The sequence below is a fragment of the Burkholderia sp. YIM B11467 genome, assembly GCF_052952715.1.
Map to the genome: position 1 here is coordinate 139,563 of NZ_JBQVSQ010000005.1, position 16,716 is coordinate 156,278.

A 16,716-nucleotide genomic window follows, 5' to 3' on the forward strand; every position below is an offset into this window, starting at 1 on the left:
ACGACGGCCTTGTGTACAGCGTATTCGAAGTCCCTTGATCGATCTTCACCCACTCAGGAGCACGCATCATGAAACTCAGCGGAAACACCCTCTTCATCACCGGCGGCACGTCGGGTATCGGCCGTGCGCTGGCGGAAGCCCTCCACCGGCGCGGCAACAAGGTCATCGTCGCGGGCCGGCGCAAGGCGCTGCTCGATGAAATCGCGCGGCAGAACCCCGGCATCGACACGGTCGAGCTCGATATCGGCGACGCGGCGCAGATCCGCACGGTGGCCGCGCAACTGATCGAGCGTTATCCGGCGCTGAACGTCGTGATCAACAACGCGGGCATCATGCCGTTCGACGATGCCGGCGGGCCGCTCGACGACGAACAGGCGGTGCAGCTCGTCACGACGAACCTGCTCGGCCCCGTGCGCGTGAGCGCGGCGTTCGTCGAGCACCTGAAGCAGCAGCCCGACGCGACGATCATCAACAACAGCTCGGTGCTCGCGTATGTGCCGCTCGCGGCTACGGCCCTCTACTCGGCGACAAAGGCCGCGATCCATTCGTACACGCTGTCGCAGCGTTTCGCGCTGCGCGACACCAGCGTGCGCGTGCTCGAAATCGCGCCGCCGTGGGTCGACACCGACCTCGTGCACAAGAGCGGCGACCCGCGCGCGATGCCGGTCGACACGTTCGTTGCCGAGACGCTCAAGCTGCTCGAAACCGCGACGACGGAGGTGGTCGTCGAGGCAGGCAAGCCGTTGCGCGACAACGCGGGGCCGAACGAACACGCGTTCGTCGAGCAGTTCAACCAGTTCATCGCGGACAACCCGATTCCCGTCGCATGACAGCAGCAAGCGCCCTCTCTTCGCGGCGCGGGAAGATGTACTGAAGACGCTTTTTCATTCACCCTGCGGTGTCGTTTCGGACCCTCGAGCCCGGGCGAAAGCCAACCGGAACGAACGAAACGACACCTCGAATCATCGGAGTCCGAATCATGTCAAAAGCACTGGAAGAAAAGAATATCGCGTTCGTTCTCGACGCGCTCGACACGTTGTTCAACAAGAAGGATTACGACAAGGCCGCGCAGTTCTGGTCCGATGCGTACATCCAGCACAGCCAGCACGTGCCGGCCGGCCGCGACGGCCTGTTCGGTCTCGTCGACTCGATGCCCGACCTGCGTTTCGAGTACGACATGGTGGCCGCCAACGGCGATTTCGTGTGGGTGCACAGCCGCTACAGCAACTCGGCCACGCCCACCGCGCTGATCGCGATGGATATCCTGCGGATCGAGAACGGCAAGCTGGTCGAGCATTGGGACGTGCTGCAGAACGAAGCGGCGCGCAGCGAATCCGCCGGCGGCCATCCGATGTTCGGCGACACGTTCGGCGACGAGCGCTAACGCGCTCGCGACAGGCCGCTCAACCCACGGAGGACGCAATGAGTACGCTGCTCGAACAGGCCATCCACGCGCATGGCGGGATCGACAACTGGGACAGGTTTCGCACGGTTTCGGCGGAACTCGATATCGGGGGCGCCGTCTGGCATCTGAAAGGCCAGCCCGACCTGTTCCAGGGTATCGAACTGGCGGCCGACCTGCGGCACCAGCACGTCGCCATCACGTCGAGGGCCGGCGGCTGGCGCGGCACGTTCGAGCCGGACGTCGTTGGTATCGGTGCGCTGAACGGCGCGGCACGCGAAGAACGGCGCACGCCGCGCGACGCGTATCAAGGCCATACCCAGCCAACCCGTTGGGATCGCCTGCATGCGCTGTACTTCACCGGTTACGCGCTCTGGACCTACCTGACCATTCCGTTTCTCTACGCCCGCCCGGGTTTCCGGACGGAAGAACTGCCCGACTGGCACGAGAACGGCGAAACCTGGCGGCGCCTGAAAGTCACGTTCCCGGAAACGATCGCGAGCCACAGTCGCGAGCAGGTGTCCTACTTCGGCGAGGACGGATTGCTGCGCCGCCACGATTACACGGTGGACGTGATGGGAGGTGCGCGCGGCGCGAACTACGCGTCCGGCTACCGCAATGTCCGCGGTGTGATGGTGCCGATGTCGCGCCGGGTGTTTGCGTACGACGACACGATGCAAAAGATCGACGAACCGCTGCTGGTGTCGATCGATTTCCGCAGCATCGATTTCCACACCGAATAAGCGTGTGACGCCCTTCACTTTCGCCGGAGATTTTCATGAAAAACCAGACCCGCCAGCCGTTGCTCGAACCGATTCGCATGGGAGATCTCGATCTGCCCAACCGCATCGTCATGGCGCCGCTCACGCGCATGCGGGCCGCGAATCCCGAGCATGCGCCGACCGCGCTGCACGCCGATTATTATGCGCAGCGCGCGTCCGCGGGGCTGATCGTCAGCGAAGGGGTTTTCGTGAGCGCCGACGGTTTCGGATGGGCCGACGTTCCGGGCCTGTGGAGCGACGCGCAGGTGCGCGGCTGGCGCGTGGTGACGGATGCCGTGCATCGCGCGGGCGGCCGTATCGTCGCGCAACTCTGGCATACGGGTTCGATCGGGCATCCGGATTTCCTCGGCGGCGCGGCGCCGCCATCCGCTTCCGCGGTCAATCCGGAACAGCAGAGCGTGACTGCGTTCGGCCGCAAGGACACCGTCGTGCCGCGTCCGATGACCCGGGACGAAATCCGGCGCACGGTCGCCGATTTTGGCCGGGCAGCGCGCAACGCGATCGCGGCCGGCTTTGACGGCGTGCAGATCCAGGGCGGATACCACTACCTGTTCAACCAGTTCCTCAACGTTCGCACCAACCTGCGTACCGATGAATACGGCGGCTCGGTCGAGAACCGCGCACGCTTCCTGTTCGAGGTCGTCGAAACCGTGGTCGAGGCAGCCGGCGCACAGCGGACGGGGATCAAGACCGGGCCGGCGACGTCCGAAACGGGCGCATTCGTTTCCACCGACGAGACCCTCGCGACATCCGACTACGTGATCGGCCGGCTCAACGAATTCGATCTGTCCCATCTGCTGCTGATGGGCGCGATGACCGACCTGTCGGCCACGCCGCTGGCCGGTCTGGCCGGCGACGGGATGTTCCGCCATTTCCGCGGCCTCTACCGCGGCAAGATCATCGCCAACGTCGATCTCGATCGCGTGAACGGCAACCGTCTCATCGACGCGGGGCTGGTCGACATGGTGGCCTTCGGCCGCCCGTTCATCGCCAATCCGGATCTGCCGGAACGCTTCGCGACCGATGCACCGCTGGCCGAAGTCGTCTGGCCGACGGTCTATGGCTCGACAGCCCACGGTTACACCGACTATCCTGCGCTGCAGACGCTACCGGCGTGATGCGGCGACGGGGTGTCATCGAAGGAGAACATTCATGTCACATGCGTCGCCCGTCAACGTCGCGATACTCGACGATTACCAGAACATTGCGCTCGACCTGGCCGATTGGTCCGTGTTGCAGGGTCGTGCGAACCTCACGGTTTTCAACGACCACGTGGCGGACGACGCCCGGCTCGTCGAGCGCCTGAAGCCGTTCGACGTGCTGTGCGTGATGCGCGAGCGCACGCCGCTCACGCGCGCGATCATCGAACAGTTGCCCCATCTCAAGCTGATCGCGTCGACCGGAGCCGGCAACGCTTCGATCGATGAAGCGGCGGCCGCCGAGCGGAACGTGAAGGTCGTTCACACCGGATATCGGTCCGCGCCGACCATCGAATTCACGTGGGCCATGATTCTGGGCCTGGCCCGCAACCTTGCCGTCGAGAACCGGTCGGTGCGCGACGGCGGGTGGCAGGTCTCGCTCGGCACGGAGCTTGCCGGCAAGACGCTGGGCCTGCTCGGGCTCGGCAGGGTCGGTTCGGCCGTCGGCGTGATCGGCCGCGCGTTCGGCATGAACGTGATCGCGTGGAGTCAGAACCTGACGGCGGAGCGCGCCGAATCGAAAGGCGTGCAGCGGGTCGGCAAGGATGAACTGTTCTCGTCGTCCGACTTTCTGTCGATCCACGTCCGCCTGAGCGAGCGGACGCGAGGCCTGGTCGGCGCCGCCGAACTCGGCCGGATGAAACCCACGAGCCGCCTCGTCAATACGTCGCGCGGCCCCATCGTCGATACGGCTGCGTTGCTCGCCGCGCTGAAGAGCGGGCAGATCGCCGGGGCCGCGATCGATGTCTACGATACCGAGCCGCTGGAACCGGCGAACCCGTTGCGCTCGCTCGACAACGTGCTTGCCACACCGCATATCGGCTATGTGACGCGCGAGCTCTACGAGACTTTCTACGGCGATACCGTGCGCAACATCGTCGCATGGCTCGACCAGACGCAATCCCCTGCGCTTCCATGACTTTCGGTAAACCCGGCGCATGCGCTGCATGACCTGATGCGAAAGACCTGACAGAAACGAAAGGCCGCGCCCCGATTCGGGCGCGGCCTTTCAATGCATCGGCCTTCATTCGGCGTTCGGCGTTCGACCGACAGAAGCATCACCGCCGAACGCCTGCCCTCCCCCTTTCAATGCGCGGCTGCCGCAGCGTCGCTCGACCCGCTTGCCTTGCCTGGCTTGGTGATCCAGATGAGCGGGATGATCAGGATCATCACGACCGCCGCGCCGTAGAACACGTCGTTCAGCCCGAGCATTGCCGACTGCGACTGCACGACGTGGTCGAACAACGCATACGACGATCCCTGGCCGAGGCCGAGCAGCGAATGGTAGCTGTCCATCTGCGTATTGAAGAGCGGGTTGGTCGGGCTCGATTGCTGCGTCAGGATCTCGTGGTGCATGATCGTCCGGTTGTTCCACACGACGCCCGCGAGCGACGTGCCGATGCCGCCGAAGAACATCCGCGCGAAGGTCGACAGGCCTGCCGCGGCCGGCACCTTTTCAGGCGGCTGACCCGACAGGATGATCACGGTCAGCGGCGCGAAGAACAGCGCCATCGGGATACCCTGCAGCAGGGTCGGCAGGATGATGTAGCCCTCGCTGATGTCCGTGAAGAAGAACGTGCGCATGTAATAGACGATCGCGAAGCCGACGAACGCGAGCGTGCCGATGATGCGTGCGTCCGAACGCGGCAGGAGCTTGCCCATGATCGGCGCGCCGATCACCGCGAAGATGCCGAGCGGTGCCGTCGCGAGCCCCGAGTCGACGGCGCGGTAGCCGAGATATTCCTGCATCCACTGCGGCAGCAGTACGAGCGTGCCGAAGAAGATCCCGTAGGCGATCGCGATCGAAATCGTGCCGCCGAGGAAGTTGCGCTGCTTGAAGAGCGTGAGGTCGACGACTGGATTCTTGTCGGTCAGCTCCCAGATGATGAACAGCACGAGGCCCACGACCGCGACGATGGTCAGGATCACGATCGTGCTCGACGAGAACCAGTCGAGATCCTTGCCCTTGTCGAGCATCACCTGGAGCGACGCGACCCAGACGATCAGCAAGGTCAGCCCCACGAAGTCGATCGGCAGTTTCCGGGTGGGCGTGTCGCGCTTGCGGTACAGGAACCAGACCATCGTGGCCGCGAACAACCCGACCGGGATATTGATGTAGAAGATCCACGACCACGCGTAGCTGTCGGTGACCCAGCCGCCGAGCGACGGCCCGACGATCGGCCCGGTCACGACGATCATCGAGAACAGCGATAACGCCAGCGACGATTTCGCCTTCGGCCACGAACTGAGCAGCAGCGCCTGCGACATCGGGATCAGCGGCCCCGCCACGAGGCCTTGCAGCACGCGCGCCCCCAACAGGAACGGCAGCGACGGCGCGATGCCGCACAGCCACGATGCGAGCACGAACAGCAGGATCGAGCCGACGAACAGCTTGACCTGCCCGAGCCGCTGCGTGAGCCAGCCGGTCAGCGGGATCGCGACGGAATTCGCCGCGGCAAAGACGGTGATGACCCAGGTGCCCTCGTCGACCGATACGCCGAGGTTGCCCGAGATGGTGGGAATCGCGACGTTGGCGATCGAGGAATCGAGGACGGTCATGAAACCCGCGAGGCCCACGCTCAACGAGCCCAGTGCGAGTGCCGTCCCCGTCAGCGGAGGAGGATTCGATTGATTGGCGGTCATGGTGATAATCCGGTTACGGTCGGGCCGGCGACGCGGGCGCAGGCTGCTTCGCACGCGCGTTCGCCGGGCGTCGGGAGGTCATTTGTTGGCGGCGATGATGTCGGCGATCGCGGCATCGGCCTGATCGCCGTATTTCGCGAACACGTCGGTCTTGTCGATCGACGGCGGATCGGTTTCCGGGCCGGCGCTGCGCTGCTCCTTCACGTTGACGTCGACATTCATCGACAGCCCCACGCGCAACGGATGCTTTTCCAGCTCCTCCGGCGGAATCTCGATCCGCACCGGCAACCGCTGCACGACCTTGATCCAGTTGCCCGTCGCGTTCTGCGCGGGCAGCAGCGCGAGCGCCGACCCGGTGCCCGGCGTGAAGCCCACCACCTTGCCGTGGTAGACGGCCGACGAGCCGTAGACATCCGCCGTCAGCTCGACCGGCTGCCCGATGCGGATGTGGCGCAGTTGCCACTCCTTGAAGTTCGCGTCGACCCACACCTGGTTCAGCGGCACGACCGACATCAGCGCGGCCCCCGGCGACACGCGCTGGCCGACCTGGACCGAGCGCTGCGCGATGTAGCCGGTGACCGGCGCCGGCAGCGTCGTGCGCGAATAGGCCAGGTACGCGTCGCGAACGCGCGCGGCGCTCGCCATCACGTCCGGATGCTGGTCGACGGTCGTGTTCGACGTCAGCGCGCGATTCGAGCCGAGCTGCTGCTTCGCGGCGTCGAGCGCGGCCTGCGCCGACCGCACGGCGTCCCGCGCATGCGAGATGTCTTCCTCCGACACCGCGCCCGTCATGCCCGTCGACTGGCGGCGCCGCAGGTCGTCCTGCGCCTTCGCGAGATCGGACTGGCGCTCCGCGATGTTCGCGCGGTACTTGTCGTCGTCGACATACAGGCCGTGAACCTTGCGCACGGTCTGGCCGAGATTCGCTTCCGCCTGCTGCAGCGCGATCTTCGCGTCGGCGGGATCGATCTGCACGAGCGGCTCGCCGGCCTTTACGATCTGCGTGTTGTCCGCGTTCACCGCGATGACCGTGCCCGATACCTGCGGCGTGATCTGTACGACGTTGCCGTTGACGTAAGCGTCATCGGTATCGACGTGATAACGCGCGTCGAGGAAGTAATAGGCGCCGTAGGCGGCGCCGGCGATCCCGAGGGACGCGGCGACCAGTGCGAGCAGCGCGCGGCGCTTGCCCGGTTGCTTCGGTGCGTCGTCGGTCGGCTGTGAATCGGGGGTGTTCATGAATGGCTCCAGTCAAGGTTGAGGTTCAAGGTTTTCCGTTCGGCGTGCGCGAGAGCCGCCGAATCAATCGATCAGTTCGACGCCACGGGGTGCGACGGCGCGGGAATCGGCGTTTCGGCACTCGCCGCGAGACCGGCATGCGACGCATCGAAGCCGCCGCCGAGTGCCTTGATCAGCCCGATCTGCTGGCTGCGACGGCCCATCTCGAGATTGACGACGGCCGTCTCGGCCGCCAGCCGGTTGTCGTCCGCGTTCAGCACCTGCAGTTGCGGGTTCAGCCCTGCGCGGTAGCGGGCGATCGCCAGTTGATAGGCGGTGGTTTGCGCATCCAGCGCCTTGCGCGCATCGACCAGTTGGAGATCGGTCGAGCGGATCTGCGTGACCTGCGTGGCGACGTCGGACAGCGCGCCGATCAGCGTCTGGTTGTAGGTCGCGACGTCGTAGTCGAAGTCCGCATAACGACCCTTCAGTTGCGCGCGTAGCGCGCCGGCGTCGAAGATCGGCAGGTGAATGGCCGGGGCCGCCTGGAACTGCCCGCTGCCGGCCGTCAGGAAACGGCCCCAGCCGAACGCGTCGAGCCCGGCCGCCAGCGACAGATTGACGTCGGGGTAGAACTCGGCCTTGGCTTCCTTCACGTCGTGAACGGCCGCGTCCACCTTCCAGTAGGCCGCGACGATGTCGGGCCGGCGCGACAGCAGGTCGGCCGGCAGATTGTCGGGCAGCGCGACGACGTCGCCGCCATGCAGCGCCGGCACGGCGATCGCGAGGCCGCGATCCGGGCCCGCGCCGAGCAGCGCGCCCAGCTGGTAGCGCACCGTCTTGATCTGGCCGTCGAGATCGCTGACGCTGGAACGGCTCGTCGCGGTTTCGCCGTACGCGGTCTGCCGCTCCACGTTGCTGTCGAGGCCCGCATTGACGCGGCCTTCGGTGAGGTGCGAAATCGTCTCGCGGTTCGACACTTCGCGAACCTGGATGTCGCGCAGCGCGTAGAGCAGCGCGAGCTGGTTGTAGGTGCTCGCTACCGACGCGGCGAGCGTGATGCGCACCTCCTCGGCTTCCGCGTCCGCCACCTTTTCACTGGAGACGGCCTGACGCAGCCGCTCGCGGTTCTTGCCCCACAGGTCGAGATCCCACGACACGCTCGCCAGCAGGCTGTTCTCGCTCTGCCACGAGCCGCCGTATGGCGGCGGCACGATGCCGTTTTCGGTGTAGCGCTGGCGCGTCCACGTGTAGCTGCCGTTCGCATTCGGATAGAGGGCGGATCGCGCGGTGCCGATATAGGCCGACGCCTTCTCGATCCGCGCATGCGCCTGGTCGATCGTCGGGTTGCCGCGCAACGCTTCGTCGATCAGCGCCGGCAGTTGCGGATCGCTGAACTGGCTGGCCCAGTTCATCGCCGGCCACTTGCCGCCTTCGGCCGGCAGGCTCTCGGTCGACGCGAACTGCGTCGGGGCCGCCATCTGCTTGTCGCTCTTGATGCCCGCGTAGTTCACGCAGCCGGCCAGGCTGAACGCCAGCGCCGCGGCGGCGATCCATCCCTTACGAACGCCCGACTGCGGCCGGGGGAGCGAGTGATACGTCATCGTTTCCATTTCCATGTTTCCCTGAGTCATCAAGTCATCGAACGATTAATGAGTGCATATGCACAAGTTGGCGATCCGGCAGTCGTGCATCAATGTCTGGAACGGCATGAATGAGTTGTCGGGGCGGCTAACTGTCTGACGTGTCGTGCGTCATGCGAAACAGTTCGCGACGCAGATATGCCGCCTGTTGCGAGCCGAATTCGCGTTCGAAGCTCGCCTGCGCCCTCGCCCAATGGACGGCGGCTTCATCGAGCTTCTTCGATCCATGCGTGGTCAATACGACCTGGAGCCGCCGATGGCGCTTCCCTTCGGCGGGCGCCGCCACCAGCCCGCGCCGCAGCAACGGCTTGAGGGCGCGCACCAGCGTCGTTCTGTCCATCACCATCGCTTTCGCGAGTTCGGCCATCGTCAGGCCGGCCCTCAGGCCGAGCGTGCCGAGGATGCTGAACTGCGTGGGCGTGATGCCGACGGCGGACAGGTGGTGCTCGTAGAGCTTCGAGATATGCCGCGAAGCCTGGCGAAGCGCGAAACAGTCGTCGTCGAGGAGGTCGATTGAGTGCATGCGCACAGCGTAGTGCGCGGCCTGCCACGGGGCGATGGCAGGCGGGTTATCAGATTGTTGTCGCCGGGTGCAGTAATGGCGCGCGGATTGCGGCTTACCGGGTTTTCGATGTTTCGAAGAAATCGACCGCGTGGTCGATGAACGCGCGGACCTTGGCGGGCAGCAGCGTCCGGTTGCTGTAAGCGAGTTGAAGCTCGATGCTCTCGTCGATCAGCGGGAACTCGGCAAGCAGCCGCACCAGCCTGCCGGACGCCAGGTCGCTTTCGACCAGCGCCAGCGGCGTGATGCCGATGCCCAGCCCCTGCAGCGCCATTTCGCGGTTGAACGCGGGACTGTTGGACGAAATGTCGAAGCTCAGCGCAACGGCGAACTCCTCTTCGTCGATGCGGAAGCGGAGGTCGGGACGGCGGATCGACGCCGACAGCGGCACGAAATGGTGGCTGGCCAGATCCGACGGATGCGTGGGGGTCGAGCTGGCCTTCAGGTAGTCGGGCGTTGCAACGAGGACGATCGGAATCCGGTCGAGCACCCGGATGACGGTCGTTTCGCTCATCAGCATGAAGGGCACGACGATGCCCAGGTCGTACCCTTCGCCGACCAGGTCGACCGGCCGTTCCGTCAGCGTCACGTCGAGCGTGACCTTCGGATGGGCCCGCTTGAATCCGGCAATGAGCGGGACGAGCCGGTGGATCGTCGCGGTCGCATGCGCGACCAGGCGCAACACACCCTGGGCCTCCCGCGTCTGGTTCGCGACCGCCGCCTCGACCGTATCCACCTCTTCGAGAATGCGCACGCAGCTTTCGTAGAACCGCTCGGCGGCTTCCGTGAGCGATATCCGGCGGGTCGTCCGGTTCAACAGCCGGCACCCCATCCGCTGCTCGAGGGCCGAGATCGCCCGCGATACGGCCGGCGGCGCCATGCCGTGATGATCGGCTGCGCGGGTGAAGCTCTTCAGTTCCACCACCGTCCGAAAAATACGCATGCTTTCGATGTAATCCATGGCCGCATCTCGAGAACGGGTAGAGGTCAGACGCAACATCGGCGCGCTTCAAGGGGGCTTGTGACGCGAGACGGTGTTGCAGGCTTGTTCGCCGAAATATAGCAAAACCGGACCGCCGGGCCGATGCAGGCGGGCTGTCGAAGACCGCTTCCCTGCCCTCGAATCGATCATGGGTCGCATCGGAATGGTCTGGGTGGAGACGTCAGACGCGTTTGTGAAATGACGAGTTTGGATTTTCGATAGCACTATTGTGATAAGAAAAGTTATCCGGATAGGCGGATGAATTTATCCAACTGCGTGTTCCGTGACGGGCAAATCGGGGCCGGTGTCGGCCGTATTTCGACCGTGCGCGCGCCCCGCTTCAAACCCTCCCTCCCCCCATTTGTTCCCCCGACGCAAGACTGTTGCTCCACGGTGGGTGTTCGAAATCGCGATCGGCACGCCTACAGTCTGCCCATCGGATTCATCGATCCGGTCGGCACCGAAGCCGAACACCCATTACTTATCGAGGCATGTCATGAGCGCATCCAAAGTCATCATCGTCACCGGCGCATCGCAAGGCATCGGCGCGGAAACGGTCAACGCATTCCGCGCACGCGGCCATCGTGTCGTCGCGACGTCCCGGTCGATCGGCCCGTCGAACGACCCCGATCTCGTCACCGTCGCGGGCGACATCGGCGATCCGGCCGTCGCGCGGCGCGTGGTCGACGCGGCAATCGAACGCTTCGGCCGCGTCGACACGCTCGTCAACAACGCCGGCGTGTTCATCGCGAAGCCGTTCACGCAGTACACCGCGGACGACTACGCGCAGATCACGAGCGTCAACCTGAACGGGTTCTTCCACATCACGCAGCGCGCGATCGCCGCGATGCAAAAGCACGGCAGCGGCCACGTGGTCAGCATCACGACGAGCCTGGTCGATCACGCGAACAGCAACGTGCCGTCGGTGCTCGCATCGCTGACGAAAGGCGGATTGAATGCGGCGACGAAGTCGCTCGCGATCGAGTATGCGAAGGCCGGCATCCGCGTGAATGCCGTGTCGCCGGGCGTCATCAAGTCGCCGATGCATGCGCCGGAAACGCATGCGACGCTCGCGTCGCTGCATCCGGTCGGCCGCATGGGCGAGATGAGCGACATCGTCGGCGCGATCCTTTATCTCGACTCGGCGCCGTTCGTCACCGGCGAGATCCTGCACGTCGACGGCGGCCAGAGCGCCGGGCATTGAGTGCAGCGTCGAAAGAACGCGCCGGCGTGCCTATCGCGATGCGGTGGCGCGTTTGGGGCGCGCACCGCCCGCCTGCCTGGCGGGCGCGCGCTCCAGATGCTCGACGAGAAAGTCGACGAACACGCGCACGCGCGACGACAGAAAGCGCGCATGCGGGTACAGCAGCATGAACGGCCGCGACCGGCCGCCAAGGCCGGGCAGCACCTCGACGAGCGTGCCGGCGCGCAGATCCTGTTCGACGATGAAGCGGTAGGTCTGGAACAGGCCCGCGCCGCTGCGCGCGAGCGTCACGCCGGCGAGGACGTCGCCCGACGCACTGTAGTTGCCGGTCGTCGCGATCTCGATCTCGTCCGATCCGTCGTCGAACAGCCAGGGAATCGGCCGCCCGCTGCTGGGCAGTTCGAACTGGATGCATTCGTGCGCATGCAGATCGTCGATGGCGGCCGGCGTGCCCGCGCGCTTCAGGTAGCCGGGCGTCGCGACGACCACGAGTTCGGCGTCCTCCAGCTTGCGCGCGACCAGCGTCGAATCGGCCGGTGTGCGGCCGCGGATCGCGAGATCGAAGCCTTCCTCGGCGAAGTCGATGTTGCGGTTGCTCAGGTGGGTTTCGACACGCACGTCCGGATACCGCTCGCGAAACGCGGGCAGCAGCGGCAGCACGCGATAGTGCCCGTACGGCGTCGGCATGCTGATCCGCAGCACGCCGGCGGGCGTCGCCTGCTGGCCGGTCGCTTCGCGTTCCGCGTCGACGAGTTGCGACAGCGCATCGCGACACTGCTCGAAATAACGCCGGCCGGAATCGGTCAGGCGGATCTGCCGTGTCGTGCGCACGAACAGCCGCACGCCGAGACGTTGCTCGAGCCGCGCCACCGACCGGCTGACCGCGGCCGGCGTGACGCTCGCCGCGGTTGCCGCCAGCGTGAAGCTGCCGAGTTCGGCGGCGAGACAGAACAGCTCGATGCTGCCCAGCAGCAGATCGTCGAATTTGCGTTGCATGGGGCGGTTCCTGCCGTCGCGCGATGGAGCAACGAGTGTGCATGAATATCGCGCGGGAAACCAGCGAGTGTACGTGGTCGAACGCGGCCCGTATCGGCGCGTCGCGCGCGTTGCGTCATGCGTTACACCGCGTTGTGAATCAATTGCGCGGCTGACATTTACCGGCTTTGGCCACATCACTAGAGTGACTGACAGGCACTACCGATCGCCTGATCCATTTTCCCGCAAGGAGCACGACATGACCGTCGAACAGAAACTGGCCGAACTCGGCCTCGCGTTACCCGAACCGCCGCAACCGCTCGGCAGCTATACGGCCGCAAGTGAGGCCGGCAACCTGCTGTTCGTATCGGGGCAACTGCCGCTCGTCGACGGCAAAGTCGCCTACACCGGCCGCGTCGGCGAGCAGTTGAGCGTCGACGAAGGCCGGCATGCGGCCCGGCTTGCGGCGCTGAACGTGCTCGCGCAGATCCATAAGCATCTGGGCGGGTTCGACCGGCTGCGCAAGATCGTGCGCGTCGAGGGGCACGTGAGTTCGGCGGACGGATTTTTCGGGCAGCCGGCCGTGATCGACGGCGCGTCCGACCTGTTCGCCGCCGTGTTGGGCGACAAGGCGGGACACGCGCGCTCGGCGTTCTCCCAGCGCCAGTTGCCGGCCGACGCGGCCGTCATCCTCGTCGTGATCGCCGAGATCGACCCGGCCTGACGTATCGGCCGCCCCGCGCGACCGCAAGCCATTCCCGCGGGCGTGTTCGCCCGCCCTGCCCGGGTTTCATCGCCTGCCCCGTTACCGTGGATATCGGGGTTTGATCGTCCGGAAGCCTTGTCCAGCCAAGCCAGACACGTTCCGGATACATTGAAATACAAAATATCGGATGCGATCTAATCGAATGCGCTTGACATGGGTGGTCGCCTCGACGAAACTCCATCGCATGCGATCGAATCGCATCAGAGAAAACCTGCTGAACCCACTGACGGAGCAAATGATGAGCAAGATCGAAAAAGTGCTGTACACGGGCAAGACGCATACGACTTCGGGCGGCCGCGACGGTACGGCGCGCAGTTCCGACGGCCGCCTCGACATCCAGTTGTCGTCGCCGGGCAGCGCCGGCACCGGCACCAACCCGGAACAGCTGTTCGCGGCCGGCTGGTCGGCCTGCTTCATCGGCGCGATGCAGCTTGCGGCGCGTGCCGCGAAGGTGACGCTGCCGGAAGATCTGGCCGTCGACGCCGAAGTGGACCTCGGCACGGCCGGCAACGCGTACTTCCTGCAGGCACGTCTGAACGTGAGCGTGCCGGGGCTCGATCGTGACGTCGCGCAGCGCCTCGTCGATGCCGCGCATCAGACCTGCCCGTATTCGAAGGCGACGCGCGGCAACATCGACGTCGAAATCCGTATCGCATGAACGTGGCATCGGGCGGCCGATGTGCTGCCTGCCACATTCCAGACTTCTTTCCTATCGAGGTGAATGATGAATATCCGACTGATCGCCGCCCTTCTCGTCGCTGTTTCGGCTTCTGCCGCCGCACCGGCGTTCGCCAATGAAACCACCGTGACCCGTGCGCAAGTGCGCGCCGAGCTGACCCGGCTTCAAACGGCCGGTTATCCGCTGAATCGCGCCACCGATGCGACCTATCCGAACGATCTGCAGGCCGCGCTGACGCAGATCCATACGGCCGACGCGGTCGCGGCCAACGAGCGGGCTTCCGGCTACGGCAGCAACGGCGACGCGGCGACGCAAGCGGGCCGCCCGCACGCCGTCAGCGTGGCCGACCGCTCGGTGTATTTCGGTCATTGAGCGCCGCGCGCCGATACCTGAACGCTGAATCCTTTCCATTCCTGTTCTGAATCGAGGTAAATGATGAAAACCCAATTGATCGCCGCCCTTCTCGTCGCTGTCTCGGCTTCTGCTGCCGCACCGGCGTTTGCCAATGAATCCACCGTGTCCCGCGCGCAAGTGCGTGCCGAGCTCGTCCAGCTCGAACAAGCCGGTTATCGGCCGGGCCGCGCGAACGATCCGCACTATCCGGACGACCTGCAGGCCGCACTGACGCGCGTTCACGCGAACGACGCCGTGGCGGCCGATGCAGCGGCATCCGGTTACGGCCGCGACGCCGTTGCCGCCACGCAGTCGGGCAGCCGGCCTGCGACGCGCGTCGCCGAGCGCTCGATCTACTTCGGTCATTGAACGAAACCGCGATCGGCGCCGATGGCTGGCGTGCGGTGCGTGATTCCCGAATTCCTGATTTCCTGTCGAGGTAAAAAATGAAGACCCAATTGATTGCCGCCCTCCTCGTTGCCGTGTCGGCCGTCGCCGCCGCACCGGTGAACGCCAGCGAAAGCACCGTCACGCGTGCACAAGTGCAAGCGGAACTGGGCGCGCTGCAGCAAGCCGGCTTCCAGCCGAACCGGCCCAATGACCCGTACTACCCGGACAATCTCCAGGCGGCGCTGAGCCGGATTCACGACGATGGCGCCGTCGCCGCCGATACGCAGGCGTCCGGTTACGGCCGCGACGCTGACGGCGCGGCCCAATCCGGCAACCGCAGCGAGGTTCGCGTGGCCGAGCGCTCAATCTATTTCGGTCACTGAGCGTGGCGCGACGCAATCGGTCGCCAACGTCCGCCACATAAAGCGCATGCGATGTAATCGCGTGCGCTTTTCTATTTGGGGCGACTGGATTTACAGCGCCAATTCAAGCGGCCGCGGTGCGACGTCCGCGCCCGATCCGGTCTATTCTGTGCGGCACGAAATCTTCAATCGAGGAGCAGCCGATGCCGGATACCACAACCGGGAACGCGACAAGCGGCGCACACGCGCTCGACCAGGTCGTCTGGAACGCGCTCACAAGCAAGCAGCGCCGCTTTGCACTCGGCAACGACCGCGCGTTGCGGTTTCCGATGGCCGTTGCGCCGTTTGCCGCGCTCAAGGACACGAGCCCGGCATCCTTCGACGCATTGCGCGAGCTGATCGCCGCGCACGGGCCGGCGGCGCTGGTCACGCCGGACGAGATCCGGCCGCCGGCGGGATTGTCGGTGATCCGGCGCGCGACGTTGCTGCAAATGGTCTGGCAAGGGACGCTCGAACCGGCATCCGCATCGGAGCACGTCGCACTCGCCGAAGCCGATGTGCCGGACATGCTCGCGCTGACCACCGCCGCGCAACCCGGCCCGTTCGGCCCGCGCACGTTCGAACTCGGCGGCTATATCGGCGTACGCAGCGAAGGCCGGCTCGCCGCGATGGCGGGCGAGCGGATGCGGCTCGACGGTTATACCGAGATCAGTGCCGTGTGCGTGGATGCCGCGTTTCGGCGGCAAGGTCTTGCGGCGCGACTGATCCGTGCGTTGATCGCGACCATCGGCGCACGATCGGAAACACCGTTCCTGCACGTCCTCACGACGAACCAGGTCGCGATCGAGCGCTATCTCGCTCTCGGTTTTGTCGTGCGTCGCGAGATGAACCTGCTGGTGCTGGGGGAAGCGCAGGCCTGACGATGCCAGCCGACGCCGCTCGGGCGTCGGCCGGCTCTTGTATGGCGTTTATTCTTCGGTCGACCGGATCAGGTTGCCGCGCAGCGTGACGATCGCCTTCTGCATCTTCGCGAATTCGTCCGGCTTCAACCCGGTGGCCTCGACCAGATTCATGTCGAGCCCCTTCTCGCGCACGCGGCGGCCGCTCTTCGTCAGGCTGACGAGCACCTGGCGTTCGTCCGACGGATCGCGGTGCCGCTCCAGATAGCCCATCGCCTCGAGCTTCTTCAGGATCGGCGTCAACGTATTGGATTCGAGGAACAGCTTCTCGCCGAGCTGACCGACCGTCTGGTTGTCCTGCTCCCACAGCGCAATGATCGTGATGTATTGCGTGTACGTGAGGCCGAGCTCGTCGAGGATCGGCTTGTACGCCTTGCCGAACGCGAGGTTCGTCGAGTAGATCGCAAAACACAGGAAATCGGACAGCTTCGGCGCGGCGGGCGATGGTGCTTCGGTCGGTTTCATGAACTTCCTCCAGCGACGCGAACGGTCGCAGATAAGTGCATTATATATCGCGTGCGATCTTATCGGAAGCATGATAATCGGTCTCGATGAAC

General features: G+C 65.2%; 19 protein-coding genes. 12 read left to right on the plus strand and 7 right to left on the minus strand.

Annotated elements, in window-relative coordinates:
- Window positions 1-68: 68 nt before the first annotated feature.
- From ACTRWB_RS18830 to ACTRWB_RS18850, 5 genes are all read left to right on the plus strand, one after another.
- The gene (locus ACTRWB_RS18830) at window positions 69-830 is read left to right on the plus strand and encodes an SDR family oxidoreductase (protein WP_446902847.1); all 762 of its coding nucleotides are present in this window, start codon (window positions 69-71) and stop codon (window positions 828-830) included.
- Window positions 831-979: 149 nt separating this feature from the next.
- Window positions 980-1,384 (plus strand): nuclear transport factor 2 family protein, encoded by a 405-nt coding sequence (locus tag ACTRWB_RS18835; RefSeq protein WP_048243174.1) that lies wholly within the window; start codon window positions 980-982, stop codon window positions 1,382-1,384.
- A gap of 38 nt (window positions 1,385-1,422) precedes the next feature.
- Window positions 1,423-2,145, plus strand: a complete 723-nt coding sequence (locus tag ACTRWB_RS18840; protein ID WP_446902848.1) for a hypothetical protein — start codon at window positions 1,423-1,425, stop codon at window positions 2,143-2,145.
- A gap of 35 nt (window positions 2,146-2,180) precedes the next feature.
- Window positions 2,181-3,302, plus strand: coding sequence for an alkene reductase (locus tag ACTRWB_RS18845; RefSeq protein ID WP_446902849.1), 1,122 nt, complete (start codon window positions 2,181-2,183; stop codon window positions 3,300-3,302).
- Window positions 3,303-3,336: 34 nt separating this feature from the next.
- The gene (locus ACTRWB_RS18850; RefSeq protein ID WP_446902850.1) at window positions 3,337-4,302 is read left to right on the plus strand and encodes a D-2-hydroxyacid dehydrogenase family protein; all 966 of its coding nucleotides are present in this window, start codon (window positions 3,337-3,339) and stop codon (window positions 4,300-4,302) included.
- Window positions 4,303-4,469: 167 nt separating this feature from the next.
- Here the strand turns inward: ACTRWB_RS18850 and ACTRWB_RS18855 are convergent, their stop codons facing one another.
- The 5 genes from ACTRWB_RS18855 to ACTRWB_RS18875 form a co-directional block, all read right to left on the minus strand.
- Complete coding sequence (locus tag ACTRWB_RS18855; protein ID WP_446902851.1) at window positions 4,470-6,026, minus strand: DHA2 family efflux MFS transporter permease subunit; 1,557 nt, start codon at window positions 6,024-6,026, stop codon at window positions 4,470-4,472.
- A gap of 78 nt (window positions 6,027-6,104) precedes the next feature.
- Entirely contained in the window at window positions 6,105-7,265 is a 1,161-nt protein-coding gene (locus ACTRWB_RS18860; RefSeq protein ID WP_446902852.1) for an HlyD family efflux transporter periplasmic adaptor subunit, read from the minus strand.
- A gap of 71 nt (window positions 7,266-7,336) precedes the next feature.
- Window positions 7,337-8,857: an efflux transporter outer membrane subunit gene (locus tag ACTRWB_RS18865; protein WP_446902853.1), complete on the minus strand. Its 1,521-nt coding sequence runs from the start codon at window positions 8,855-8,857 to the stop codon at window positions 7,337-7,339.
- A 118-nt stretch (window positions 8,858-8,975) separates the two neighbouring features.
- Window positions 8,976-9,410 (minus strand): MarR family winged helix-turn-helix transcriptional regulator, encoded by a 435-nt coding sequence (locus ACTRWB_RS18870; protein ID WP_446902854.1) that lies wholly within the window; start codon window positions 9,408-9,410, stop codon window positions 8,976-8,978.
- A 94-nt stretch (window positions 9,411-9,504) separates the two neighbouring features.
- Window positions 9,505-10,410, minus strand: a complete 906-nt coding sequence (locus ACTRWB_RS18875) for a LysR family transcriptional regulator (RefSeq protein ID WP_446902855.1) — start codon at window positions 10,408-10,410, stop codon at window positions 9,505-9,507.
- 517 nt (window positions 10,411-10,927) lie between these two features.
- Between ACTRWB_RS18875 and ACTRWB_RS18880 the strand changes: the two genes are divergently transcribed.
- Window positions 10,928-11,635 carry an SDR family NAD(P)-dependent oxidoreductase gene (locus ACTRWB_RS18880; RefSeq protein WP_193098402.1) on the plus strand — a complete coding sequence of 236 codons (708 nt, stop codon included), beginning with the start codon at window positions 10,928-10,930 and terminating at the stop codon, window positions 11,633-11,635.
- Window positions 11,636-11,665: 30 nt separating this feature from the next.
- Here the strand turns inward: ACTRWB_RS18880 and ACTRWB_RS18885 are convergent, their stop codons facing one another.
- Window positions 11,666-12,631, minus strand: a complete 966-nt coding sequence (locus tag ACTRWB_RS18885) for a LysR substrate-binding domain-containing protein (protein WP_446902856.1) — start codon at window positions 12,629-12,631, stop codon at window positions 11,666-11,668.
- 238 nt (window positions 12,632-12,869) lie between these two features.
- On the opposite strand from ACTRWB_RS18885, the gene ACTRWB_RS18890 reads away from it, so the two are divergent.
- From ACTRWB_RS18890 to ACTRWB_RS18915, 6 genes are all read left to right on the plus strand, one after another.
- Window positions 12,870-13,334 carry a RidA family protein gene (locus tag ACTRWB_RS18890; RefSeq protein ID WP_446902857.1) on the plus strand — a complete coding sequence of 155 codons (465 nt, stop codon included), beginning with the start codon at window positions 12,870-12,872 and terminating at the stop codon, window positions 13,332-13,334.
- A 280-nt stretch (window positions 13,335-13,614) separates the two neighbouring features.
- On the plus strand, window positions 13,615-14,034 hold the full coding sequence (locus tag ACTRWB_RS18895) for an organic hydroperoxide resistance protein (RefSeq protein ID WP_048243225.1): 420 nt from the start codon (window positions 13,615-13,617) through the stop codon (window positions 14,032-14,034).
- 66 nt (window positions 14,035-14,100) lie between these two features.
- Window positions 14,101-14,427, plus strand: a complete 327-nt coding sequence (locus tag ACTRWB_RS18900; protein ID WP_446902858.1) for a DUF4148 domain-containing protein — start codon at window positions 14,101-14,103, stop codon at window positions 14,425-14,427.
- A gap of 63 nt (window positions 14,428-14,490) precedes the next feature.
- Complete coding sequence (locus tag ACTRWB_RS18905; RefSeq protein ID WP_446902859.1) at window positions 14,491-14,817, plus strand: DUF4148 domain-containing protein; 327 nt, start codon at window positions 14,491-14,493, stop codon at window positions 14,815-14,817.
- 77 nt (window positions 14,818-14,894) lie between these two features.
- Window positions 14,895-15,221 carry a DUF4148 domain-containing protein gene (locus ACTRWB_RS18910; protein WP_446902860.1) on the plus strand — a complete coding sequence of 109 codons (327 nt, stop codon included), beginning with the start codon at window positions 14,895-14,897 and terminating at the stop codon, window positions 15,219-15,221.
- 182 nt (window positions 15,222-15,403) lie between these two features.
- Entirely contained in the window at window positions 15,404-16,120 is a 717-nt protein-coding gene (locus ACTRWB_RS18915) for a GNAT family N-acetyltransferase (RefSeq protein WP_446902861.1), read from the plus strand.
- Window positions 16,121-16,168: 48 nt separating this feature from the next.
- On the opposite strand, the gene ACTRWB_RS18920 is transcribed toward ACTRWB_RS18915, so the two are convergent.
- Window positions 16,169-16,624 carry a MarR family winged helix-turn-helix transcriptional regulator gene (locus ACTRWB_RS18920; protein ID WP_129514603.1) on the minus strand — a complete coding sequence of 152 codons (456 nt, stop codon included), beginning with the start codon at window positions 16,622-16,624 and terminating at the stop codon, window positions 16,169-16,171.
- Window positions 16,625-16,716 lie beyond the last annotated feature (92 nt).